This is a genomic window from Parazoarcus sp. PS-13 R2A (genome assembly GCF_057621855.1).
The window spans coordinates 61,904-84,725 of the sequence record NZ_JBYEXN010000001.1 but is presented as its reverse complement, the minus strand read 5'-3'; the positions used below and the strand labels follow the sequence as shown (position 1 = coordinate 84,725).

Below are 22,822 nucleotides of genomic sequence, written 5' to 3'. Positions count from 1 at the left end.
TCTTTGGAGCCATTAACTATTCTTAATCAAGAACAATTCGACTTCGGACATGCATACGCAACCATCCCTTCGCAGCAGCGACAACCTTGAACCGTGACACCAGGAGTACGCGTCGTGACCCAGCCCGAGTTCCAGCCTGAAACCGCAGCCTTGCCAGTCGAGCCGCGCTCCGCCCTGCGCAAGCGCATCGACACCGCATGGCGCACGCCGGAACCCGAGTGCATGCCGGAGCGGATCTCCGAGGCACGGATGGAAGCGGGGTTGCAGACACGTACCCACGACATGGCACATCAACTCGTGGCTGGCCTGCGCAACAAGCGCAGCCGCTCGAGCGGCGTCGACGCCCTGATGAAGGAGTTCTCGCTGTCGAGCCAGGAAGGCGTGGCATTGATGTGTCTCGCCGAAGCCCTGCTGCGAGTGCCGGACAAGGCCACCGCCGACCGCCTGATTCGCGACAAGCTGGCGAAAGGCAACTGGCGCGCCCACATCGGCAACAGCCCCTCCCTGTTCGTCAATGCCGCGACCTGGGGCCTGCTCATCACTGGCAGACTGGTGTCGACCAGCAGCGAGAAGAACCTGTCGACCGCGCTCAACCGCATGCTCAGCCGCGGCGGCGAACCGCTGATCCGCAAGGGCATGGACCTGGCGATGCGCATGCTGGGCGAGCAGTTCGTCACCGGGCGCGACATCGATGAGGCGCTGGAGCGCGGCCGCGCGACCGAAAAGCGCGGCTACCGCTACTCCTTCGACATGCTGGGCGAAGCGGCGATGACGGCAGACGACGCACAGCGCTACCTTAGCGCGTACGAAACCGCCATTCACGCCATCGGCAAGGCCGCCGCAGGGCGCGGCGTGGTCGACGGCAACGGCATCTCGGTCAAGCTCTCGGCGCTGCATCCGCGCTACGTCTGGTCGCAGCGCGAGCGCACGCTGGCCGAGTTGCTGCCGCGACTGAAGTCGCTGTGCATGCTGGCGCGCAAGTACGACATCGGCCTCAACATCGATGCAGAGGAAGCCGACCGCCTCGACCTGTCGCTCGACCTGCTCGAAGCCCTGGCCCTGGATCCCGAGCTGGGTGACTGGCAGGGGCTCGGCTTTGTCGTGCAGGCCTACCAGAAACGCGCGCCCTTCGTGCTCGACTGGATCATCGAACTTGCCCGTCGCAGCGGTCGGCGCATGATGGTGCGCCTGGTCAAGGGCGCCTACTGGGATGCCGAGATCAAGCGCGCCCAGATCGACGGCATGGATGGCTATCCGGTCTACACCCGCAAGGTCTACACCGACGTCGCCTACCTCGCCTGCGCCAAACGCCTGCTTGCCGCCCGCGATGTGATCTACCCGCAGTTCGCCACCCACAACGCACACACGCTGGCGGCGATCTTCAACCTTGCCGGACCCGACTACCAGACCGGCAACTACGAGTTCCAGTGCCTGCACGGCATGGGTGAGCCGCTGTACGACCAGATCGTCGGCAACCCGGATCGCCGTCGCCTGGTGCGCATCTACGCCCCGGTCGGCAGCCACGAGACCCTGCTCGCCTACCTCGTCCGCCGGCTGCTCGAAAACGGCGCCAACACCAGCTTCGTCAATCGCATCGTGGACGAGAACGTGCCGATCGAGGAACTGATCGCAGATCCGGTCGAAGAGGCGGAGCGCCTTGGCGGCGCCCCTCACCCCCGCATTCCGCTGCCGGCCGAGCTTTACGGCGCCTGCAGGCCCAACGCCGCTGGCGTCGACCTGGCGAGCGAACCCGTGCGCGAACGGATCGCTGCCGCACTGGTGGCAAGCCGCAGCGAGCCTCACTTCGCCGCCCCGATGGTGGCAGGCGCCCCCGCCGCAATCGCGACCGGCGCGACGGTGCGAAATCCTGCGGATCACGCCGATGTCGTCGGCCATGTCATCGAAGCCGGCAAGGACGATATCGAAGCCGCACTCGCCGCTGCAGCCGAGGGTGCCACGGCCTGGGCAACCCTCGCCCCCGGCGAACGTGCGGACTGCCTGGTACGCGCTGCGGCGCTGCTGGAACGCGATGCCAGCGCGCTGCTGGCGCTGACCGTGCGGGAAGCCGGCAAATCCTGGTCCAACGCGGTGGCAGAACTGCGCGAAGCAGTCGATTTCTGCCGCTACTACGCCGAAGAGGCGCGCAAGTTCGACAACGGCACCCATGCGGCACTCGGTCCGGTGCTGTGCATCAGCCCGTGGAACTTCCCGCTGGCCATCTTCAGCGGCCAGGTTTCGGCTGCGCTGGCTGCAGGCAACCCGGTGCTGGCCAAGCCTGCCGAGCAGACGCCACTGATTGCCGCCGCCGCCGTGCGCCTCTTCCACGAAGCCGGCATCCCCACTTCGGCGCTGCAGCTGCTGCCGGGGCGCGGCGAAACCGTTGGTGCCGCGCTGGTATCAGATCCGCGCGTGCGCGCCGTGATGTTCACCGGCTCGACCGAGGTGGCACGCCTGATCAAGCGCAACCTCGCCGCACGGGGCGGGAACATCCCGCTGATCGCGGAAACCGGCGGACAGAACGCGATGATCGTGGACTCCACCGCGCTTGCCGAGCAGGTGGTGGTCGATATCCTCGCCTCCAGCTTCGATTCGGCCGGCCAGCGCTGCTCCGCACTGCGCGTGCTGTGTGTGCAGGAGGACGTCGCCGACGGCATTCTCAACATGCTGCAGGGCGCGCTGCGCGAACTCAGCATCGGCGATCCGGCCGATGTCCGCACCGATATCGGCCCGGTGATCGATGCCGAGGCCCGCGAAGGACTCGAGCGCCACGTCAGCGCCATGCAGCTCGCAGGCGCGCGCATCACCCGGCTCGCGCTGCCGGACGCCTGCAGCAAGGGCAGTTTCGTCGCCCCGACCATCATTGAGATCGGCAGCATGGGCGAACTCGGACGCGAGCAGTTCGGCCCCATTCTGCATGTGCTGCGTTACCGCGCCGCCGACTTCGACCGTCTGATCGACGCCATCAACGCCAGCGGCTACGGCCTGACCATGGGTGTGCATTCGCGCATCGACGAAACCATCGCGCGCGTCGCAGAGCGTGCCCATGTCGGCAACCTCTATGTGAACCGCAACATCATCGGCGCCGTGGTCGGCGTGCAGCCTTTTGGTGGCGAAGGTCTGTCGGGTACCGGCCCCAAGGCGGGCGGCCCGCTGTACCTGCATCGCCTGTTGCGACGCAGCCCCGGACCGATGCTTGAGGGCGCTGGCCAGACGGCCGACAGCGAGGCCTTCCGCAGTTTTGTGGACTGGCTCGAAGGCGATGCACGCGCACTGATCGAAGGCGACGACATCGCCGTGCTGCGCGACCGCGCGGATGCCTACCGGGAACGCCGGCTGGCGGGCCTGCGCCTGGTGCTTCCCGGCCCCACGGGCGAGGACAACAGTCTGCGCTTCGAGCCCCGCGGCCTGCTCGCGGGTGCGGCTGAGAGCTGTGCCGGCTACCTGCATCAGATTCTTGCCGCCGTTGCGACCGGCAACCGCATCGTGTTCGCCAACAGCCCCTTGATCGGGCGCCTGCAGCAATGCCTGCCCCCTGCGGTTGCCAGCCAGGTGAGCGTGGACGAGAAGTGGCTCGAAGCCCCCTTCGGCGCATTGCTGTTCGACGGCACCGAACCGGAAGCCGACACCTGGCGCAAACGCCTGTCCGAGCGTGACGGTCCGCTGGTGGCACTGGTGCAGCCGGAACCGGAGTACGACCCGAGCACGCTCGTCCATGAACGCACGCTCAGCATCAACACGGCTGCAGCCGGCGGCAATGCCAGTCTCATGGCAATGGGCGCATGACGAACCTGAAGAACTAGGGCAGACACGGATTGTTTTAATCCGCGCCTGACTTAACTTACGGGTCCTGCGCGGGCGATGGTGCCCGCACAAGTCCTGTAACCACGCAGTACCAGTAGAACCACTGCAAAAGAGGAGATCACCCATGAAAAAAACCCTGCTCGCCACTGCCTGCATCGCCTTCGGCGCCCTGTCCACTCCTGCGCTGGCCGACCTGACCGTCGCCATCGCCGGCCCGATGTCCGGCCAGTACGCGTCGGCCGGCGACCAGATCCGCAAGGGTGCGGAAATGGCCATTGCCGACATCAACGCCCGCGGCGGTGTGCTCGGCGAGAAGCTGAAGCTGGAAGTCGGCGACGATGCTTGCGACCCGAAGCAGGCCGTCTCGGTGGCCAACACCATGGTCAATCGCAACATCGTCTTCATGCACGGTCACTGGTGCTCGAGCTCGACGATTCCGGCCTCCGATGTCTACAACGAATCCGACATCCTGATGGCGACCGTATCGACCAACCCGCAGGTCACCGAGCGCGGTCTCAAGAACGTGTTCCGCATCATGGGTCGTGACGACCAGCAGGGCCTCGTTGCCGGCGACTATCTGGCCACCAAGTTCAAGGGCAAGAAGATCGCCGTACTCGACGACAAGAGCGCCTACGGCAAGGGCCTCGCCGACGAGATCGCCAAGGCCATGACGGCCAAGGGTGCCAAGCCGGTGCTGCGCGAGTCGATCACCGCGGGCGAAAAGGACTACTCCGGCATCGTCACCAAGCTCAAGCAGGCCGGCGTCGAAGTGCTGGCCTACGGCGGCTACCACACCGAAGTGGCGCTGATCCTGCGTCAGGCCCAGCAGGTCGGTCTGCAGCTCACGGTGATGGGTGGCGACACCATGACCAACTCCGAGCTGGTCACCGCTGCAGGCCCCGCAGCAGACAACGTGATGTTCACGTTCTCGCCCGACCCGCGCAAGAACCCGGACGCCGCCCCGATCGTGGAGAAGTTCCGCGCCGCAAAGATCGAGCCTGAAGGCTACGTGATGTACGCCTATGCCGCGATGCAGCTGTTCGAGCAGACCGCAACCCAGGCCAAGAGCACCAAGTACTCGGCACTGGAAAAGACCATGCGCGGCGGCACCTTCAAGACCGTGATCGGCGACCTGTCCTTCGACGCCAAGGGTGACCAGAAGGCACCGGGCTTTGTCGTCTATCAGTGGAAAGACGGTAAGTACGACTACGCGAAGTAATCGCGATCCCGCCCACCGGGCGGTGCGTGACACCGGTCTTCGGGCCGGTGTCTCCGCCCTGTGACTGAAGCGCGGCAGCACGCATGTGCCGCCGCGTCGCAGACAGGGCGAACAAAATCACAAGCTGCGCACGGCAGCCGCATTCGAACGGCGGCAAGCCGTCGCGCAACGACACTCCCGGAGATACCGTGGCCTACGCACTGCAACAACTTATCAACGGCCTCACGCTCGGCTCGATGTACGGGCTGATCGCGATCGGCTACACGATGGTGTACGGCATCATCGGCATGATCAATTTCGCCCACGGCGACATTTTCATGGTCAGCGCCTTCATCGCCGTCACCGCGTTCACGCTGCTCGCGGCAGCCGACGTCACCTCGATTCCGCTCGCGCTGACCTTCGTCCTCATCGTGTCGATCTTCTTCACCTCGGCCTACGGCTGGGCGGTGGAGCGCATCGCCTATCGCCCGCTGCGCGGCTCGACCCGGCTGGCCCCGCTGATCTCGGCCATCGGTATGTCGATCTTCCTGCAGAACGCAGTACAGCTGACTCAGGGTGCGCGGGTCAAACCGATCCCGCCCGTCATCGAAGGCGGCTTCGAGGTGTGGTCCACCCCCGACTTCACCGTGCAGATCGGCTGGAGCCAGCTCATGATCATCGCGGTCACCGTGGTCATGATGGTCGCCTTTACCTGGCTCATCACCCAGACCCCCTTCGGCCGCCAGCAGCGCTCCTGCGAACAGGACCGCACCATGGCCTCGCTGCTCGGCATCAACGTCGATCGCACCATCTCCTTCACCTTCATGCTCGGCGCCTCGCTCGCCGCCGTGGCCGGGGTGATGGTGACGGTGTACTACGGCGTGATCGACTTCTACATCGGTTTTCTGGCCGGCATCAAGGCCTTCACCGCAGCGGTGCTGGGCGGCATCGGCTCGCTGCCGGGGGCGATGCTGGGCGGCTTGCTGATCGGACTCATCGAATCCTTCTGGTCGGCATACCTGTGGGCCGAGTACAAGGACGTGGCGACCTTCGCCATCCTGTGCCTGGTCCTGATGCTGCGCCCCTCTGGCCTGCTCGGCCGGCCTGAAGTGGAGAAGGTGTGATGAGTACAGTCGTCTTCGCCCGTCACCAGATCACCGCCACCGAGCGTTTTCGCGACGCCGGCTGGGTGGCCTTCGTTGCCCTCATCCTGGGCATCCCGCTCATCGGCCTGACCACGGTGGATGGTGGCGGTGCACTTGAGGTGAGTACCCGATTCGGCACCCTGGCCGTCTGCGTTGTCGTCGCCTTTGCCGGCCGCCTCGGCCTGCGCTGGATGATCGACACCATGGGCGCACGCAAGCTCGAACGCCAGCGAGAAGCCTCGGGCAAGTCCGCAGGCATCAGCCCGGTGAAGCTCGTCAATATCCTCGGCTGGATCGCCCTGGGTGCGTCCATAGCCCTGCCGATCATGTATTCGGACAACCGCTACGTGGTCGACACCGCCACCACGGTGCTGATCTACGTCATGCTGGGCTGGGGCCTGAACGTCGTGGTCGGCCTCGCGGGGCTGCTCGACCTCGGCTATGTCGCCTTCTATGCCGTCGGTGCATATTCGTATGCACTGCTGTCCACCCAGTACGGCTGGGGCTTCTGGGAGGCACTGCCGGTGTCGGGCGGCCTCGCCGCCACCTTCGGCATCCTGCTCGGCTACCCGATCCTGCGCCTGCGCGGCGACTACCTGGCCATCGTCACCCTGGGCTTCGGCGAGATCATCCGCATCATCCTGGTGAACTGGACCGAGTTCTCCAATGGCCCCAACGGCATCAGCTCGATTCCGCGTCCCAGCCTGTTCGGCCTTGATTTCACCCGCAGTCCGGCCGAAGGCGAACAGACCTTTGCCAGCTTTTTCGGCATCGAGTATTCGCCGATGCACCGCCTGATCTTTCTGTACTACCTGATCCTGGTGCTGGCCCTGCTCACCCATGCCTTCGTATCGCGCCTGCGCAAGCTGCCGATCGGACGCGCCTGGGAAGCGCTGCGCGAAGACGAGATCGCGTGCCAGGCAATGGGCATGAACACCACCAACATCAAGCTCTCGGCCTTTGCCATCGGTGCAATGCTGGGCGGCTTTGCGGGCGTGTTCTTCGCTGCACGGCAGGGCTTCATCTCGCCCGAGAGCTTCACCTTCACCGAGTCGGCCATCATCCTTGCCATCGTCGTGCTCGGCGGCATGGGCTCGCAGATGGGCGTGGTGCTGGCCGCCACCCTGCTGGTGCTGATCCCGGAGTTCGGGCGCAATTTCTCCGAGTACCGGATGTTGCTGTTCGGTGCCGCGATGGTGCTGATCATGGTGTGGAAACCGAGCGGGCTGCTGTCGCACCGCGAACCCACGCTGCGCCTGTCCACCGGCGGCGCAGCCAGCAAGGACGCTGTAAAGGAGACCGCACAATGAGCACGCTGCTATCCGTGCGCGAACTGACGATGCGCTTCGGCGGCCTGACCGCGATCGACCAGCTTTCGCTGGAAGTACCGGCGAACAAGATCACCGGCATCATCGGCCCCAATGGCGCCGGCAAGACGACCCTGTTCAACTGTCTGACCGGCTTCTACAAACCGACCACCGGCACCCTGCGCCTGAACCACCCGAGCCGCGGCGAGATCCGTCTGGAGTCCCTGCCCAGTCATCGCGTTGCGCGTAACGCCCAGGTGGTGAGGACCTTCCAGAACATTCGCCTGTTCCCCAAGATGACGGTGCTGGAGAACCTTATCGTCGCCCAGCACAACGTGCTGCAGCGCGCGTCGAAGTTTTCCATCGCCGGCATCTTCGCGCTGCCCGGCTATCGCAAGGCGGAAGGCGAGGCGATGGCGCGCGCCGAGACCTGGTTGCGTCGTCTCAAGCTCGAGCAGTTCGCAGACCACGCTGCCGGCGACCTGCCCTACGGCATCCAGCGCCGGATCGAGATCGCCCGCGCGCTGTGCGTCAATCCGGTGCTGTTGTGCCTGGACGAGCCGGCGGCCGGTCTCAACCCGCGCGAATCGGCCGAGCTCAACGAACTGCTGCTCTACCTCAGCGGTGAAATGGGCGTTGCCATTCTGCTGATCGAACACGACATGAGCGTGGTCATGAACGTTTCCGACCATATCTGCGTGATCAACTACGGCCGCAAGATCGCCGAGGGATCGCCCGAAAAGGTGCAGAACGACCCGCATGTGATCAAGGCCTACCTTGGCGAAGACGACGAGGACGAAGCGTCCGGAGGGATCGCAGCATGATGCTGACAATGGAAGGGGTTCACGCCCACTACGGCCACATCCACGCCCTGCACGGCATCGATGTGGAAGTGCAGGTGGGCGAGATCGTCACCCTGATCGGCGCCAACGGCGCCGGCAAATCGACGCTGATGATGAGCCTGTTTGGCAGGCCCCAGGCCTCGGCCGGGCGCATCGTGTTCGACGGCGAGGACATCACCCACCTGCACACGCACGACATTGCCCGCCGCGGCATTGCACTGGTACCTGAAGGGCGGCGCATCTTTCCGCGCATGACGGTGCTGGAGAACCTGCAGATCGGTGCAGCACAGGCCGACCCGGCCAACTACGAGGCCGACATCGCCCGCGTCTATGCGATGTTCCCCATCCTGCAGGAGCGCCTGTCGCAGCGTGCCGGCACGCTGTCGGGCGGCGAGCAGCAGATGCTCGCTATCGGCCGCGCGCTGATGAGCCGCCCCAAGCTGCTGCTGCTCGACGAACCCTCGCTCGGCCTGGCGCCGATCTACATTCGCCGCATCTTCCAGATCGTGCGCGAGCTCAACCAGGATCACGGCATGACCATCCTGCTGGTGGAGCAGAACGCCAACCAGGCGCTGAAGGTCGCGCATCGTGCCTACGTGCTGCAGCATGGCGAGATCACGCTGTCCGGCACCGGGGCCGAACTGCTCGCCAGCCCGGAAGTGCGTGCGGCCTACCTCGAAGGCGGAGGCCACGCTTGAGCGGCACCACGACGGCAGCACCGGCACGATGGCTGCCCTTCGTCGTGCTCGGCATCGGTCTGACGGCGATTTCCTTCGGGGCGGTGCTGGCGCGCCTGGCGCAGGCCGAGGGCGTGAGCTCGCTGGCTGTCGCCACCTGGCGCCTGGGTCTGGCGGCCATCATCGTGACCCCGATCGCGCTGATGCAGTCGCGGCAGGATCTGGCACGACTGAGCGGCCGTCAGATGCTGATGGCCGTCGCCGCAGGCTTCTTCCTGGCGCTGCATTTCGCCACCTGGATCAGCTCGCTGGAGTACACCTCGGTGGCCTCCAGCACGGCGCTGGTGACCACCAATCCGCTGTGGATCGGCATCGCCTCCTTCGTGCTGTTTCGCGAAAAACCGGGGCTGATGATGGTTGGCGGCATCGCGCTGTCGCTGGCGGGCAGCCTGTTCATTTTCTGGAGTGACAGCCAGAGCGTTGGCGTGGGCAGCGATCCGATGCTGGGCAACATGCTGGCGCTGGCCGGCAGCTGGTGCTTTTCCGCCTATCTGCTGATCGGGCGCCGGCTGCGCGCGGGGCTGGGCCTGTCGGCCTACATCTGGCTTGCCTACGGTGCGGCAGGGTTGTTCCTGTTTGCTGCCAGCAGCATCGGCGGCGTCAGCCTGTTCGCGCACTCGAGCATGGCCTGGCTGGTGCTGCTGGGCATGGCGCTCGGCCCGCAGTTGCTGGGGCACACGTCCTACAACTGGTCGCTGCGCTACGTCTCGGCCACCTTCATTGCGGTGGTGACGCTGGGCGAGCCGGTAGGGAGCGCAATCCTCGCCTTCATCGTCTTCGGCGAGGGTTTCGCGCCACTGCAGTTCGTCGGCTTCAGCCTGCTGCTGGTGGGAATCTACCTCGCGGCGCGGGGCGAGCAGCGCTGATCAGGCGAAAGACTGGTTGAGGTAACGCACTTCGTCCTGCGACAGGCGGAGCCCGACACGCTCGAGGCGGGCGAGCGTGTCTTCCAGCTCCCAGGGCGCGGCGATGCAGTACTTGCGCCCGTCCGTGGTCCGCATGTGCAGCCAGAAGGCATTCACATCGGACACACGGCGGAGATAGAGGCGTGCAACCCGGGCCGGCTCGGCTTCGGCGAGCGCGAGGCCATCGACCTTCTTGCGCATGCCGCGAAAATACGACGCGGCAAGGCCTGCAACCACCAGAACGACAACCCCAGTCACTTCAAGCATCCCGACACTCCTTATCCGTCTTGCTGCTGTTGCAGCCGACCCAGCGCATGTGTGCGGGGCCAACTGCGTTCAGTCACAATGTGGGACGAAGCGTAACGCAGAGCTTAGAACCGCAACCCGCGGTCCATTCGATATTCTTAGATCAAATATCTATAAAGAGCGCGCAAGGGACAACGCAGGACGCTCAGGGCAGGAAGGCAGAGAAGTTCGCCGGCAGCGGCGCATGCTCTAGGCTGCGCTGGGTGAACAGGAAGCGACCGTCGCAGACAAAACCGAGGTCGGCCCACGCCACCGCATTCAGCGCGTCGCGGAAGGCCTCGAGGTCTGCATCGGCGCGGCGCGGAAAGATTGCAAGCACCGCGCCGTCGTAATCCGTACACGGATGAAGGAAGAAGGGCCTTGCCACCCGGGTGCGTCCATTCACATACACGCGTGGCAGCGCGCTGCGGTAGTGCAGGCGCCCCCACATCCACCAGTTGGACTCATCGAAACGCGCCACCTTGCGCTGCAGCAGGCGCGCCTTGTGAGCATCGAGCACCGGCGGCGGCGGCTCGCCGGGCTCGGTCCAGATCATGCGCCGGGTCTCGCCGGTACTGACGGTGGACGAACAGACGAAGTCCCGGCTGCCATGCAGTGCATCGGCAAACAGTTCGTCGGCGCCCGACACCGCCCCGACCTTGACGAAGGCCACATCGGCCAGACGCAGCGGATAGTCCCCACGCGCGAACATCAGGTGCCCGCCCGCCTCGACGAAATGCCGGGTTTCCCACGCCGGCGCCCGCAGCGCAGCCCCGATGTCGTCGCCCGTGCCAAGCTCAAGGTAACGCATGCTGCGTTCGCGACAGCCCTTCTCGAAACGCCAGATCAGGCAGTTGGGCACGGCATCATCGAACACCCGCGCATCGCCGAGCTCGATGGCGTCGGTAATCGAGCCGGTCTCGTACAGCAGGCGGTTCAGATGCACCGCGGATGTTGCCTTAAGGAAATCGCGCGGCGTGATGAAGATCAGCTCGCCCCCCGGCACCAGATGGCGCACGCACTTTTCGATGAAGAACAGATAGAGATTGGAGCGCCCGTCGAAGCGCGCGTCCGGGCGGGTCGCAGTCAGGCGCTTGCGTGTGGCTTCGGGCACGTCCTGGAAGCGCACATAGGGCGGGTTGCCGATGATGGTGTCGAACTGCTCGCTGTCCGGATAGGCGAAGAAGTCGATGTTGAGCGCGCCCGGCGGACAATAGTCGGCATCGAACTCGATGCCGACCGCCCCCGGCAGATGCTGCAGAAACGCACCGTCGCCGCAGGATGGCTCGAGCACACGGCCGCTGTTGCGCCTGAGCGCGAGCATGGCGTGCACTATCGGCTGCGGGGTGAAGATCTGCCCCATTGCAGCCACATCACGCAGCCCGAGTCCGAGTTGGGCGCTCATGCGCAGTCCCACCACAATGGCGACGCCGGGCGCTTGCAGGGCGGCCGGGCGGAACGGTGAAGGACACTCATCATCGAAGCAGTCGAAACGCAGAAGGGATGCGACGATAACCCCGCCCGCCGGCACATGCAAACCCTGTGTTCACGGGCACATGAAAGGTGCATCGACGCGGAGCGTCGGTTACAGTCTCGCCACGTCGAAGCCCCCCACCGCTCACACCCAACACACCATGCAACTTGTCGACTGCAGCCCCGAACGCCACGCCGGTGCCATCCTCGATCTGCTCAACGATGCGATCCTGCATTCGACCGCATTGTACGAATACACCCCGCGCCCGCCACAGAGCATGGACGCATGGTTTGCCGGCAAGCGCCAGGGCGGCTTTCCGGTGATCGGGCTGGAACACGAGGGGCGGCTCGCAGGCTTTGCCAGCTATGGCAGCTTTCGTGCCTACCCTGCGTTCAAGTACTCGGTTGAGCATTCGGTGTATGTGCACGCCGATTATCGCGGTCGCGGTGTTGGGCGGACGCTGCTGCAGGCGCTGATCGAGCGCGCGCGCCAGCACCAGCGCCACCTGCTGGTCGGCGCCATCGACGCCGGCAACGCGGCGAGCATTGCCCTTCACACCGGGCTCGGCTTCGTGCACGCGGGCACCCTGCCGCAGGCCGGCTTCAAGTTCGGGCGCTGGCTCGATCTCGCCTTCTACCAGCTCACGCTCGATACGCCCGAGACCCCTGTAGACGGCTGAGTGCCTCAGGCACCGACACCGCACACCTGAAGCACACATCCCGCATCGCTTTATCAGGCTGCGCGGTTCTGCCTGGCGGTCAGCTCCGGATCATCATCCCGGTAGGTACGCTTGATGATGTCCCAGGCCTCCTCGGCGGTCTCCGCATAGTGGATCAGGCCGAGATCGGCGTGACTGATCACGCCCTCGTCCGCCAGGGCCTCGAAATTGACCACGCGGTCCCAGAACGCACGGCCGAACAGCACGATCGGACGACGGCGGATCTTGCGCGTCTGCGCCAGTGTCAGCACCTCGAACAGCTCGTCCATGGTGCCAAAGCCGCCCGGAAAACTGACCAGCGCCACGGCCCGCATCAGGAAGTGCATCTTGCGGATGGCGAAGTAGTGGAACTGGAAACACAGTTCGGGCGTGATGTAGGGGTTGGGATCTTCCTCGAACGGCAGGTGGATGCTCATGCCCATGCTGCGGCCGCCGGCGTCGTACGCGCCGCGGTTGCCCGCCTCCATGATGCCGGGGCCGCCACCGGTGGTGATGATCACCGGCTCGCCCAGCGCATCGGCATCGCGGGTGACGAGCTCGGCAAAGCGTCGCGCCTCCTCGTAGTAGCGCACATTGGCCACCATGCGTTCGGCGTGGCGGATCGCATCCGGATGCCCGGCAGCCTGCGCGGACTCCAGCATGGCCTCGGCCTCTTCACGCGCCTTGAAGCGCGCGCTGCCGAAGATGACGATGGTGGACTCCACACCCTGGTCCTGCTGGATCAGTTCGGGTTTCATCAGCTCGAGCTGCATGCGTACCGGACGCAACTCTTCACGCAACAGGAACTCGGTATCCGCATAGGCCATGCCGTAGGAACTGCCAGGCCCTGCATAGCGGGAAGGCAGGCGCACAGTGGCCGCCTCGTCCTGAGCCGAGGGGAAGTTGCGCGCCTTGAGGGGATTCTTCTTGTCCATGATGATTCTCCGATGCACGAGGATCTCGCGCGGTTATTGTTGCACTGCAACATTTCCAATTGCAAGCAGATTCGTCACTGCTCCGCACCCTGCATCCGGCAGCACCCACACGGGCGAAAACGGGTAATCTTCAATGACAGACACAAGCGGGAACTCTTTAGGTGGCAACAGATCCATTACGACGCCATCCATGATTCAGTCGCTTTTCATTGTCCACGCCACACCAAAATCCAACAGGAGATGCGCATGTCCCGAGACACGAATGCAAAGACCGCCGAGTTCGACAGCCTGCTGCCTTCGGCACAGCTCAACCGCCGCGCCTTCATCACCACGCTGACTGCTGCGGGCTTTGCGCTTGCGGTACAGCCGGTGCAGGCCAGCACCGTGATCAACACTGACAGCGCAGGGCTGGATACCGGCAATGCGACGGTCAACACGGCCACGGGCGAACTCCCGCTGTATTTTGCACGACCGGCAGGCGGAAAGAATCTGCCGACGGTGCTGGTGGTGCAGGAAATTTTCGGTGTGCATGAACACATCCGCGATGTGTGCCGGCGACTCGCCAAGCTGGGTTACCTCGCCATCGCACCCGAACTGTATTTCCGCCAGGGCGATCCGACCAAGATGGACAACGTCGGCGCCATCCTCGAAGGCATCGTTTCCAAGGTCCCCGACGCACAGGTCATGAGCGATCTCGACGCCTGCGCAGCCTGGGCGCCCGAGCACGGCGGCGACGCTGCACGTCTGGCGATTACCGGCTTCTGCTGGGGTGGCCGCATCACCTGGCTGTATGCCGCGCACAATCCGAAACTACGCGCAGCCGTGGCCTGGTACGGACGCATCGACGGCGCGCCCTCCGATCTCATGCCCAAGCATCCGATCGACATTGCCGGCAGCCTGCACGCACCGGTGCTGGGCCTGTACGGCGGCAAGGACCAGGGCATCCCCGTGGCCGATGTCGACGCGATGCGCGACGCGCTGAAGAAGGCGGGCAAGCCCGGGGAACTGGTTGTCTATCCCGACGCCCCGCATGCATTCAATGCGGACTACCGCCCAAGCTATCGCCCGACCGAGGCGGCAGACGGCTGGAAGCGGATGCAGGACTGGTTCAAGCGCTACATGATGTAATTACGCTCGCCGGCCTTTTCCATGTACCCGCGCATCGCAGGCGGGGGTACATGGCGCTGATGCACAATGCTGGCGGCCTTCGGGGCATTCTGCCCCGCGCGCACGAGTTCGACACCTGCAAAGAGACCGAACGCCAGGCCGCAGACAACTGCCACCAGTGCGGCTATCCAGCGCCAGAATCCCTTTTGCATCTCGTCTCTCCCGCGCCCGTTCGGAACATAGTCAGGATGCGGGTTGGACGACTCAATCGGGCTCGCGTTCCGTAGCGGCATCTGCCGCGTCGAGTTCCTGCAGCAGTCGCCCGGCCACGAGGCCATTGACCGTTCCGAAGATCACCGCGGCAGCCGCGAACACCGGCACCAGGTAGAACACACCGTCGTGCGGCACCAGCCATATCCGGGCGACCACGAGTTGTGCGCCGATGTGGGCGAAGGCAGCCAGAATGCTGTGGCTGACCGGCCCGAACCAGCGCCGCGGCAAGTGCATCGCCACCCCGAGTGCGAGCAGGCTGGCAAGCGCGCCCGACAGGCTGAGAAAGAAGCCCGGTGCCAGAAACTGTCCCAGCAGCAGGCTGCCCGCCAGCACCCGCAGCAAGGCCACCCACACCGCTTCACGCCAGCCCCAGCGCGCCAGCACCACCAGCGTGACGATGTTCGCCAGACCCGGCTTCACGCCGGGCAGCGGCAGCGGGATCACCGCCTCTGCCACGGTAAGCACGATCGCGGCCGCGGCATGGCGGGCGATGCGACGGTCCTTGACCGTGGGGACGAGTTCAATAGTTGAGGGAGTCATAGTCGCTGCCGCGCCCGGTGAGGGTCAGGCTGACCTGGTTGGGGGCACAGATGGCCACTGCGCCGGCGCGGCTCAGCCAGCCCTGGCGCACGCAGTACTGGCGCGGACCGGGGTCGGACGCAACCCGCGCACGTCCGGGTTCGATCTCGATCAGCGTGGTGCCGAGTGGCCCTTCGACTTCAATCTTGCGCGCACGCGACAGGTCGGCCTCGGCCACGACCTTGCCGGCCGCCCTGACGATGATGCCGTCCGGCGCGCCGCCGGTCCAGAAGCCAAGCGCCGAGTACACACACAGCGCAAACCCGGCGCACACGACCAGCCAGTCTCCCGGCCGCAGCAGGGCACGCCAGTCTGCGGCCAGGCGGATCACTTGCCTGCTGCAGCGCGATCGGCATCGCGCCGCGCGGCGGAGCGATGACGCACCAGCACCTGAGCACTGTCCTTGAAGCGCCGCGCCAGCCATTCGGCGATATAGACCGAGCGATGCTGGCCGCCGGTACAGCCGACGGCGACAGTGAGATAGCTGCGGTTGTCACGCAGATAGCTCGGCAGCCAGTTGGCGACAAAGCGCCGGATGTCCTCGGCCATGCGCCCGACCTCGGGGACCTTTTCGAGGAAGTCGATCACCGGCTTGTCGCGCCCGGTGAGCGGCCTCAGCATCGGGTCGTAGTGCGGGTTGGGCAGGCAGCGCACATCGAACACCAGATCGGCATCCATCGGAATGCCGTACTTGAAGCCGAAGGACTGGAACATCAGCGTCATGCCCGATTCCGCTTCGACATTGATGAAATCCTTGATCCACGTGCGCAGCGTGTTGGCGTGCATGTCGCTGGTGTCGATACGGTGTCCCAGCTCCGCGATCTGGGCAAGGGCATCGCGTTCCTGGTGGATGGCCTCACCCAGCGACACCCCGCCTTCGGCCAGCGGATGGCGACGCCGCGTTTCGGAAAAACGGGCAATCAGGGTGTCATCACGCGCTTCCAGAAAGACGAAGCGCACGTCGCGCACGATGCCGCGCACCGCCTGAAGCTGCTGCGGCAGTGCAGCGATGCTGCCACCCGAGCGCACATCCACCGCCACCGCCACGCGCTGGTAGCCGCTGCCACGCAGGGTCGCCACCAGCTGCGGCAACAGCGTTGCCGGCAGGTTATCGACGACGAAATAGCCCGCATCTTCGAGCACGTTGAGCGCAATGCTCTTGCCCGAGCCTGAAAGGCCACTGATCAGCACAATCTGCATGACAGGAATCTGAGTTGACGATGAATCACTATAGCGGATGCACGCTGCGAAAACTTTAAGCCCGGCTGGCGATGATTGAGACAGCAAGACCACGCTTTCTATCCGTGAGCGGGCGCGCGCCGACATTGTATGCCCGCGCGCAGCCGCCGCAAGAATGCGGCGGGGCGTGGTCTCAGCTGGCCACCAGGTCTTTCCCCTCGCGGTGCGCCACGCCGGCGCGCTCGAGTTCCGAGATCAGCCAGGCGGCAAGCGCATCCGCGCCGAGACCGAGAAATCGCGCATTGGCCTCCCGGTACAGGGGGGTTTCGGCAAGATACTGCGGCAGCACATCGAGGGACATGCGCCGCGCATCGAGCAGGGCAAAGGTCACGCAGGCCCGGATCGCGTTGCGCGCCATGCGTGCGCCATCGTCCTCGAACGCACGCAGCCGGGCGAAAGCGCGTTCGAGCGCCTCGTCGAAATCGGAAAAAGGCGCACCGTGCCCGGGTATCACCGCATCCACCGCGAGGCGGCCAATGGACTCCAGCGTACGCCGCGCTTCGCCGAGGCCGTCACCGGTGCCCAGCACTTCGGCAAACAGGATGCCGAATCCGTCGCGCCACAGTGCATCACCCGAGATCAGGATGCGGCGCTCGGCGTTGTAGTAGGCGAGCGCATCCATGTCGTGACCCGGTACGGCGATTGCCTGCCATTCGAGCTCGCCGGCGACAAAGCGGTCGCCCGCTTCCAGCAGCCCGGTGGCGGCAAAACGCTCGCCTTTCTGTGCGGCCGTGCGCAGCAGCAGCGCATCTTCGTCCCAGTTGGCAACCGCATCGGCCATGCCCGCCGGAATCGTGATCGAGCAGCCAAAGCTGCGCTGTACCGCGGCATTGCCACCGATGTGATCGGAGTGCGAATGGGTGTTGATCAGACGGCGCAGCTTCCGCCCGTCCAGCCCCCGGCGCACGAGCTCGACGGTCTGCCCCGCATGGCTAAAGTAGCCCGAGTCGATCAGCGTGGCCTCATCGCCATCGGCAAGCAGGATGTTGTTGGCTGACAGCCAGCCGCGCTCGAAAACCTGCAGGCTGGCCGGAAAATGCAGTGCTGCGCTCAATCGCTGCCCTCGCCCACCTGTGCGGCGACATTGGCCGGCAGGGGCGCGGGTGCGGCGGGTTTCAGATCCGCCGGCGGAGGCGGAATGGGCACACCGTTGATTTCATCGACCGTGCGCCCGCAGCCTATGCAGATGCCCTCGTCGTAATCGATCATGCACACGCCGACGCATTCGTCATCGTCCGTCATGCGCCCGCTCCTTCAGGCTGCACCAGGGGCGCGAGGCCGAGCAGCTCGCGCCGGTCAGCCACGGCGACCAGAATCTGGCGCCGCTCGGTGTCCGTTGCCCGGCTCCAGCGCGTAATCTCGTCGATGCTGCGCTGACAGCCCTCGCACCATCCGGTGTCCGGGCTCATGTGGCAGATATTGATGCAGGGTGATGCAACGCTCATGAAAGTTCCGATTCAGTTTGCCTGTGCCGCCTGCGCACGTTTCGCCATCACGGCGCGGGCGACCCGCGAGGCTGGCGCACGTCCGAGTTCGGCGCTGATCCAGGCAGCGGTATCGACCAGCGCATCAAAGTCGATGCCGGTATCGATGCCCATGCCCTTCAGCAACCAGACCACGTCTTCCGTGGCAACGTTCCCCGACGCGCCTGCCGCATACGGACATCCTCCGAGACCGCCGACCGACGCGTCGAACACCGCCACCCCCATCTGCAGGGAAGCAAAGATGTTGGCCACTGCCATGCCGTAGGTGTCGTGATAATGCCCTGCAAGCTGCGTCACCGGAACCCGCCGCATCACTGCGTCGAGCATGCGCTGCACCGTGACCGGATTGCCACTGCCGATGGTATCGCCGAGCGAGACTTCATAACACCCCATCGAAACCAGGGTCTCTGCAACCTCGGCCACCTTCTGTGGTGCGATCTCGCCCTCGTAGGGGCAGCCGACCACACAGGACACATAGCCCCGCACCTTCACGCCGGCGGCCTGCGCCGCTTCGGTCACCGGACGGAAGCGCGCCAGCGATTCGGCGATCGAGCAGTTGATGTTCTTCTGGCTGAAGGACTCGGACGCTGCGCCGAACACGGCGACCTCTTTCGCCCCGGCAGCGAGCGCCGCCTCGAAGCCCTTCAGGTTGGGGGTCAGCACCGGGTAGTCGACGCCGGGCGCGGCAGCAGCCAGCACCCGCGTCAGCACCTCGGTGTTGTCGCCCATCTGCGGCACCCACTTGGGGGAGACGAACGATGTCGCCTCGATGGCCTTCAGCCCGGCCTCCGCGAGACGGCGAATGAGTTCGAGCTTGGTGTCGGCAGGCACGACCTGCTTCTCGTTCTGCAGTCCGTCGCGCGGACCGACTTCAACGATACGGACGTGCTGCGGCAGGGAAATCGACATTGATGTTGCTCCGTGGAGTGGGCGGTGACGCGTGACTCAGGCCGTGCTGGCCTCTTCCAGACCGAGCTCGGTCTTCATCTGCTGCCGGATCAGAAACTTCTGGATCTTGCCGGTCACGGTCATCGGGAAGCTGTCGACGAAACGGATGTAACGCGGCACCTTGTAGTGGGCAATCTGCCCCTGACAGAAAGCGCGCACATCGGCCTCGCTGAGCGAACCCTCTTCGCGCAGGATGATCCAGGCACACAGTTCCTCGCCGTACTTTTCGTCCGGCACGCCCACCACCTGCACGTCGAGCACCTTGGGGTGGCGGTAGAGGAACTCCTCGATCTCGCGCGGATAGATGTTCTCGCCGCCACGGATGACCATGTCCTTGATGCGGCCGACGATCTTGCAATAGCCCTCTTCGTCGAGGGTGGCGAGGTCGCCGGTGTGCATCCAGCCTGCAGCATCGATGGCCTCGGCGGTCTTCTTCTCGTCGCCCCAGTAACCGAGCATCACCGAATAGCCCCGGGTGCACAGCTCGCCCGGCGTGCCGCGCGGCACGATACGGCCTTCGTTGTCGACGATCTTGACCTCGCAATGCGGCTGGATGCGACCCACGGTGGAGACGCGGCGGTCGAGCGGATCGTCGGTGCCGCTCTGAAAGCTCACCGGCGAGGTTTCGGTCATGCCGTAGGCGATGGTGACCTCGCGCATGTTCATCTTGTCGACCACGCGCTTCATGACTTCGGTCGGACACGGGCTGCCCGCCATGATGCCGGTGCGCAGCGACGACACGTCGAACTCGGCAAAGCGCGGGTGGTCGAGCATCGCGATGAACATCGTCGGCACGCCATACAGACCGGCGCACGACTCGGTCGAGACGGCCTCGAGCACCGCCAGCGGCTCGAAAGCCTCGGCCGGATACACCATCGTTGCGCCATGCGTGAGACAGCCGAGATTGCCCATCACCATGCCGAAGCAATGGTAGAGCGGTACCGGGATGCACAGCCGGTCGCCTGCGGTGAGCCCGATTGCCTCGCCCACGAAATAGCCGTTGTTGAGGATGTTGTGGTGCGACAGCGTCGCGCCCTTGGGGTGACCGGTCGTACCCGAGGTGAACTGGATATTGATCGGATCGTCGAACTGCAGCTGCTCGCTCAGCAGGGCCAGCGCGGTCAGCTCCTCGCGCGACGGCGGCTTCAGCAGGTCGTCGAAATTGAGCATGCCGGGGCTGCGCTCGCCGCCCATGCGAATCACGAACTCGAGCTTCGGCAGCACATGGCTGCGCAGCAGGCCGGGTTCGCAATGTCCCAGCTCAGGCGCCAGCTCAGCCAGCATGCCCAGGTAGTTGCTGCTCTTGAACGCCGGCGACACCACCAGCGCCCGACAGTCGACCTTGTTGAGCGCGTACTCGAGTTCCGACAGCCTGTAGGCCGGGTTGATGTTGACCAGCACCAGCCCCGCCTTGGCGCTGGCAAACTGGATCAGCGCCCACTCGAGATTGTTCTGCGACCAGATGCCGATACGCTCGCCCGGCTGCAAGCCCAGACGCATCAGGCCGCAGGCCAGCGCATCCACCTTCTGCTTCAGCCCGGCATAGCTCAGCCGCACGCCTTGGTGGCACACCACCAGCGCATCGCGCTCGGCGTGACGCGCGCAGGCCTCGTCAAAAAAACGACCGATGGTCTGGCCGATCAGTGCCTTCTCCGAGGCTCCATGTACATAGCTGACATTGCTCATTTCGGAACTGTCTCCTCTCACCCGGTAATCTTCACGACGGGCAGCGAGCCCGTCGTTGTGCAGATCACGCCGCCGCAGCGACTTCGAACTCGACCAGTTCGGCACCGTCACCGACCTGATCACCCACCGCAAAGCGGAAGGCTTTTACCGTGCCGGCGGCCGGCGCGTTGATGGTGTGCTCCATCTTCATTGCCTCCAGAATCAGCAGCGGCGCGCCCTTCTCCACCTTGGCACCTTCGGCGGCCACCAGTGCAATCACCTTGCCCGGCATCGGCGCCAGCAGACCACCTTCCGAGCCGCCGCCCTCGCCGCTGTGATGCAGCGGATCAATGGCTGCCAGTTGCCAGGCACGGCCCTGAACGAAGACGTGGCGACGACCGGCCGCCGCGATCACGGTGGCATCCAGCCTCATGCCGTCGAGATCGACCCGCAGCAGACCGCGCGGATTGAGTTCGCCACGCGCAACCACACTGCGACCATTGCACTCCAGACGATAGGCGCCAGGCAGATAGGACACGTTGACGCTGTGCTCGGCCTCGCCGTGGCGGAACATCAGCGCGCGCTGGGCAGTGGCGTTGACGCGCCAGCCATCGCGCGCATGCCAGGGCGAGCGCGGGTCGGGGTCGCGCACCGCAGTCTTGGCCGCACGCTCGGTTTCGCGCAGCAACTCGGCCAGCGCGGCGACCTGGAACACCTCGTCGGGGACCACTTCGCCCTCGGGGAAGAGGTAGCTCTTCTCGCGTTCGATCAGACCGGTATCCAGATCGGCGGTTGAGAACGCCGGGCAGGCGGTGAGGCGCGACAGAAACTCGATGTTGTTCGACACCCCGACCACACGGTAATCGGCCAGCGCCTGCAGCATGCGCGCCAGCGCGCGGTCGCGGTTGACGTCCCACACGATGAGCTTAGCGATCATCGGATCGTAGTGCGGGCTGATCTCGTCGCCCTCTTCCACGCCGGTGTCGACCCGCACATGCAGGCCCTCGGCCGGCGGCGCCAGATGCACCAGCTTGCCGGTCGAGGGCAGGAAGCCCTTGTCCGGGTCTTCGGCGTAGATGCGCGCTTCGAGCGCATGACCGCGGATCTGCAGCTGCTCCTGGGCCAGCGGCAGCTTTTCACCAGAGGCCACGCGCAGCTGCCACTCGACCAGATCGAGGCCGGTGATCATCTCGGTCACCGGATGCTCGACCTGCAGCCGGGTGTTCATTTCCATGAAGTAGAAGCTGCCGTCCTGGTTGGCGATGAACTCCACCGTACCGGCGCCGACATAGCCCACCGCCTTGGCCGCATCGACCGCAGCCTTGCCCATCGCAGCCCGACGCTCGGGCGTCATGCCCGGCGCCGGCGCTTCCTCGAGCACTTTCTGGTGACGACGCTGCACCGAGCAGTCGCGCTCGAACAGGTACACGCAGTTGCCGTGGCTGTCGCCAAACACCTGGATTTCGATATGGCGCGGACGGGTGATGTACTTCTCGACCAGCACATGGTCGTCACCGAAGCTGGAGATGGCTTCACGCTTGCACGAGGCCAGCAAATCGATGAAGTCTTCCGAGCGCTCGACCAGGCGCATGCCCTTGCCACCACCGCCGGCTGCGGCCTTGATCAGCACCGGATAGCCGATGTCGTTGGCCTGCTGGTGCAGGTGGGCCGGGTCCTGCTCGTCACCGTGGTAGCCCGGGGTCAGCGGCACGCCGGCTGCGCCCATGATCTTCTTGGCTTCGGACTTCGAGCCCATGGCGTGAATCGCCTCGACCGGCGGTCCGATGAAGACGATGCCGGCCTCGTCGCAGGCGTGGCAGAAGGCCTCGTTCTCGGACAGGAAACCGTAGCCGGGGTGAATGGCCTGGGCGCCGGTCTGCTTCGCTGCGGCGATGATCTTGTCGATCACCAGATAGCTTTCCTTGACGGCCGGCGGGCCAATCAGCACCGCCTCGTCAGCCATGCGTACATGGCGCGCGTTCGCGTCGGCCTCGGAATACACCGCCACCGTCCTGATGCCCATGCGACGTGCGGTCTTGATCACGCGGCAAGCGATTTCACCGCGGTTCGCGATCAGTATCTTTTCAAACATGGTGTGCCTCCGCGGTGAAACCGCCTGAGCATGCTGCGCATGCAAGGCAATGTGACTTCGTCGCTGCGGCGCTGTGCGCCTGGTCACCGCGGTTTGCGATCAGAATCTT

22 protein-coding genes are annotated in these 22,822 nt (G+C 65.1%); 9 read left to right on the top strand and 13 right to left on the bottom strand.

Features of this window, described 5'->3' with window-relative positions; translation table 11 throughout:
• Nucleotides 1-114: 114 nt before the first annotated feature.
• The 7 genes from putA to AC22G6_RS00360 all read left to right on the top strand — a co-directional run bounded on the left by putA (nucleotide 115) and on the right by AC22G6_RS00360 (nucleotide 9,896).
• Nucleotides 115-3,783, top strand: a complete 3,669-nt coding sequence (putA, locus tag AC22G6_RS00390) for a trifunctional transcriptional regulator/proline dehydrogenase/L-glutamate gamma-semialdehyde dehydrogenase (protein WP_487365137.1) — start codon at nucleotides 115-117, stop codon at nucleotides 3,781-3,783.
• Nucleotides 3,784-3,925: 142 nt separating this feature from the next.
• Nucleotides 3,926-5,020, top strand: a complete 1,095-nt coding sequence (locus AC22G6_RS00385; protein ID WP_108950420.1) for a branched-chain amino acid ABC transporter substrate-binding protein — start codon at nucleotides 3,926-3,928, stop codon at nucleotides 5,018-5,020.
• A 188-nt stretch (nucleotides 5,021-5,208) separates the two neighbouring features.
• Nucleotides 5,209-6,123 carry an ABC transporter permease subunit gene (locus AC22G6_RS00380; RefSeq protein WP_108951500.1) on the top strand — a complete coding sequence of 305 codons (915 nt, stop codon included), beginning with the start codon at nucleotides 5,209-5,211 and terminating at the stop codon, nucleotides 6,121-6,123.
• On the top strand, nucleotides 6,123-7,454 hold the full coding sequence (livM, locus tag AC22G6_RS00375; RefSeq protein WP_487365136.1) for a high-affinity branched-chain amino acid ABC transporter permease LivM: 1,332 nt from the start codon (nucleotides 6,123-6,125) through the stop codon (nucleotides 7,452-7,454). The genes AC22G6_RS00380 and livM overlap by 1 nt, the downstream gene beginning before the upstream one ends.
• Nucleotides 7,451-8,275: an ABC transporter ATP-binding protein gene (locus AC22G6_RS00370; RefSeq protein ID WP_487365135.1), complete on the top strand. Its 825-nt coding sequence runs from the start codon at nucleotides 7,451-7,453 to the stop codon at nucleotides 8,273-8,275. Before livM ends, AC22G6_RS00370 begins: the two co-directional genes overlap by 4 nt.
• Complete coding sequence (locus AC22G6_RS00365; RefSeq protein ID WP_108951499.1) at nucleotides 8,275-8,991, top strand: ABC transporter ATP-binding protein; 717 nt, start codon at nucleotides 8,275-8,277, stop codon at nucleotides 8,989-8,991. Before AC22G6_RS00370 ends, AC22G6_RS00365 begins: the two co-directional genes overlap by 1 nt.
• Entirely contained in the window at nucleotides 8,988-9,896 is a 909-nt protein-coding gene (locus tag AC22G6_RS00360) for a DMT family transporter (RefSeq protein ID WP_487365134.1), read from the top strand. The genes AC22G6_RS00365 and AC22G6_RS00360 overlap by 4 nt, the downstream gene beginning before the upstream one ends.
• Here the strand turns inward: AC22G6_RS00360 and AC22G6_RS00355 are convergent, their stop codons facing one another.
• On the bottom strand, nucleotides 9,897-10,202 hold the full coding sequence (locus tag AC22G6_RS00355; RefSeq protein ID WP_487365133.1) for a hypothetical protein: 306 nt from the start codon (nucleotides 10,200-10,202) through the stop codon (nucleotides 9,897-9,899).
• 184 nt (nucleotides 10,203-10,386) lie between these two features.
• Nucleotides 10,387-11,625: an Eco57I restriction-modification methylase domain-containing protein gene (locus tag AC22G6_RS00350; protein WP_487365132.1), complete on the bottom strand. Its 1,239-nt coding sequence runs from the start codon at nucleotides 11,623-11,625 to the stop codon at nucleotides 10,387-10,389.
• Nucleotides 11,626-11,854: 229 nt separating this feature from the next.
• On the opposite strand from AC22G6_RS00350, the gene AC22G6_RS00345 reads away from it, so the two are divergent.
• A complete protein-coding gene (locus AC22G6_RS00345; protein WP_487365131.1) occupies nucleotides 11,855-12,373 on the top strand; it encodes an N-acetyltransferase family protein in 519 nt (172 codons plus the stop codon).
• Between the two features lie 53 nt (nucleotides 12,374-12,426).
• Here the strand turns inward: AC22G6_RS00345 and AC22G6_RS00340 are convergent, their stop codons facing one another.
• On the bottom strand, nucleotides 12,427-13,326 hold the full coding sequence (locus AC22G6_RS00340; RefSeq protein WP_487365130.1) for an LOG family protein: 900 nt from the start codon (nucleotides 13,324-13,326) through the stop codon (nucleotides 12,427-12,429).
• 246 nt (nucleotides 13,327-13,572) lie between these two features.
• Here AC22G6_RS00340 and AC22G6_RS00335 point away from each other — a divergent pair, with 246 nt between their 5' ends.
• On the top strand, nucleotides 13,573-14,454 hold the full coding sequence (locus tag AC22G6_RS00335) for a dienelactone hydrolase family protein (RefSeq protein ID WP_487365129.1): 882 nt from the start codon (nucleotides 13,573-13,575) through the stop codon (nucleotides 14,452-14,454).
• On the opposite strand, the gene AC22G6_RS00330 is transcribed toward AC22G6_RS00335, so the two are convergent.
• The 10 genes from AC22G6_RS00330 to AC22G6_RS00285 form a co-directional block, all read right to left on the bottom strand.
• A complete protein-coding gene (locus tag AC22G6_RS00330; protein ID WP_487365128.1) occupies nucleotides 14,442-14,645 on the bottom strand; it encodes a hypothetical protein in 204 nt (67 codons plus the stop codon). The two genes, AC22G6_RS00335 and AC22G6_RS00330, sit on opposite strands and share 13 nt — an antisense overlap.
• Before the next feature lie 52 nt (nucleotides 14,646-14,697).
• On the bottom strand, nucleotides 14,698-15,246 hold the full coding sequence (locus AC22G6_RS00325; RefSeq protein WP_199917150.1) for a Gx transporter family protein: 549 nt from the start codon (nucleotides 15,244-15,246) through the stop codon (nucleotides 14,698-14,700).
• Nucleotides 15,227-15,613 carry a NusG domain II-containing protein gene (locus AC22G6_RS00320; protein ID WP_487365388.1) on the bottom strand — a complete coding sequence of 129 codons (387 nt, stop codon included), beginning with the start codon at nucleotides 15,611-15,613 and terminating at the stop codon, nucleotides 15,227-15,229. The genes AC22G6_RS00325 and AC22G6_RS00320 overlap by 20 nt, the downstream gene beginning before the upstream one ends.
• Nucleotides 15,613-16,485 carry an RNase adapter RapZ gene (rapZ, locus tag AC22G6_RS00315; protein WP_487365127.1) on the bottom strand — a complete coding sequence of 291 codons (873 nt, stop codon included), beginning with the start codon at nucleotides 16,483-16,485 and terminating at the stop codon, nucleotides 15,613-15,615. The genes AC22G6_RS00320 and rapZ overlap by 1 nt, the downstream gene beginning before the upstream one ends.
• 172 nt (nucleotides 16,486-16,657) lie before the next feature.
• Nucleotides 16,658-17,578, bottom strand: coding sequence for an MBL fold metallo-hydrolase (locus tag AC22G6_RS00310; RefSeq protein WP_487365126.1), 921 nt, complete (start codon nucleotides 17,576-17,578; stop codon nucleotides 16,658-16,660).
• Entirely contained in the window at nucleotides 17,575-17,766 is a 192-nt protein-coding gene (locus AC22G6_RS00305) for a DUF1289 domain-containing protein (RefSeq protein WP_487365125.1), read from the bottom strand. Before AC22G6_RS00305 ends, AC22G6_RS00310 begins: the two co-directional genes overlap by 4 nt.
• Nucleotides 17,763-17,969 carry a DUF1289 domain-containing protein gene (locus tag AC22G6_RS00300; protein WP_487365124.1) on the bottom strand — a complete coding sequence of 69 codons (207 nt, stop codon included), beginning with the start codon at nucleotides 17,967-17,969 and terminating at the stop codon, nucleotides 17,763-17,765. Before AC22G6_RS00300 ends, AC22G6_RS00305 begins: the two co-directional genes overlap by 4 nt.
• A 12-nt stretch (nucleotides 17,970-17,981) precedes the next feature.
• Nucleotides 17,982-18,917, bottom strand: coding sequence for a hydroxymethylglutaryl-CoA lyase (locus tag AC22G6_RS00295; RefSeq protein WP_487365123.1), 936 nt, complete (start codon nucleotides 18,915-18,917; stop codon nucleotides 17,982-17,984).
• A 36-nt stretch (nucleotides 18,918-18,953) separates the two neighbouring features.
• On the bottom strand, nucleotides 18,954-20,642 hold the full coding sequence (locus AC22G6_RS00290; protein WP_487365122.1) for an AMP-binding protein: 1,689 nt from the start codon (nucleotides 20,640-20,642) through the stop codon (nucleotides 18,954-18,956).
• A gap of 64 nt (nucleotides 20,643-20,706) precedes the next feature.
• Nucleotides 20,707-22,713 carry an acetyl/propionyl/methylcrotonyl-CoA carboxylase subunit alpha gene (locus tag AC22G6_RS00285; RefSeq protein WP_487365121.1) on the bottom strand — a complete coding sequence of 669 codons (2,007 nt, stop codon included), beginning with the start codon at nucleotides 22,711-22,713 and terminating at the stop codon, nucleotides 20,707-20,709.
• Nucleotides 22,714-22,822 lie beyond the last annotated feature (109 nt).

Excerpts from the sequence above, each read along its gene's own strand:
- AC22G6_RS00300 (WP_487365124.1), bottom strand. The coding sequence starts at position 17,969 with ATGAGCGTTGCATCACCCTGCATCAATATCTGCCACATGAGCCCGGAC.
- AC22G6_RS00330 (WP_487365128.1), bottom strand. The coding sequence starts at position 14,645 with ATGCAAAAGGGATTCTGGCGCTGGATAGCCGCACTGGTGGCAGTTGTC.
- livM (WP_487365136.1), top strand. The coding sequence starts at position 6,123 with ATGAGTACAGTCGTCTTCGCCCGTCACCAGATCACCGCCACCGAGCGT.
- AC22G6_RS00340 (WP_487365130.1), bottom strand. The coding sequence starts at position 13,326 with ATGGACAAGAAGAATCCCCTCAAGGCGCGCAACTTCCCCTCGGCTCAG.
- AC22G6_RS00305 (WP_487365125.1), bottom strand. The coding sequence starts at position 17,766 with ATGACGGACGATGACGAATGCGTCGGCGTGTGCATGATCGATTACGAC.
- AC22G6_RS00385 (WP_108950420.1), top strand. The coding sequence starts at position 3,926 with ATGAAAAAAACCCTGCTCGCCACTGCCTGCATCGCCTTCGGCGCCCTG.
- AC22G6_RS00285 (WP_487365121.1), bottom strand. The coding sequence starts at position 22,713 with ATGTTTGAAAAGATACTGATCGCGAACCGCGGTGAAATCGCTTGCCGC.
- AC22G6_RS00370 (WP_487365135.1), top strand. The coding sequence starts at position 7,451 with ATGAGCACGCTGCTATCCGTGCGCGAACTGACGATGCGCTTCGGCGGC.
- AC22G6_RS00345 (WP_487365131.1), top strand. The coding sequence starts at position 11,855 with ATGCAACTTGTCGACTGCAGCCCCGAACGCCACGCCGGTGCCATCCTC.
- AC22G6_RS00295 (WP_487365123.1), bottom strand. The coding sequence starts at position 18,917 with ATGTCGATTTCCCTGCCGCAGCACGTCCGTATCGTTGAAGTCGGTCCG.
- AC22G6_RS00325 (WP_199917150.1), bottom strand. The coding sequence starts at position 15,246 with ATGACTCCCTCAACTATTGAACTCGTCCCCACGGTCAAGGACCGTCGC.
- AC22G6_RS00350 (WP_487365132.1), bottom strand. The coding sequence starts at position 11,625 with ATGAGCGCCCAACTCGGACTCGGGCTGCGTGATGTGGCTGCAATGGGG.
- AC22G6_RS00335 (WP_487365129.1), top strand. The coding sequence starts at position 13,573 with ATGTCCCGAGACACGAATGCAAAGACCGCCGAGTTCGACAGCCTGCTG.
- AC22G6_RS00355 (WP_487365133.1), bottom strand. The coding sequence starts at position 10,202 with ATGCTTGAAGTGACTGGGGTTGTCGTTCTGGTGGTTGCAGGCCTTGCC.
- rapZ (WP_487365127.1), bottom strand. The coding sequence starts at position 16,485 with ATGCAGATTGTGCTGATCAGTGGCCTTTCAGGCTCGGGCAAGAGCATT.
- AC22G6_RS00290 (WP_487365122.1), bottom strand. The coding sequence starts at position 20,642 with ATGAGCAATGTCAGCTATGTACATGGAGCCTCGGAGAAGGCACTGATC.
- AC22G6_RS00365 (WP_108951499.1), top strand. The coding sequence starts at position 8,275 with ATGCTGACAATGGAAGGGGTTCACGCCCACTACGGCCACATCCACGCC.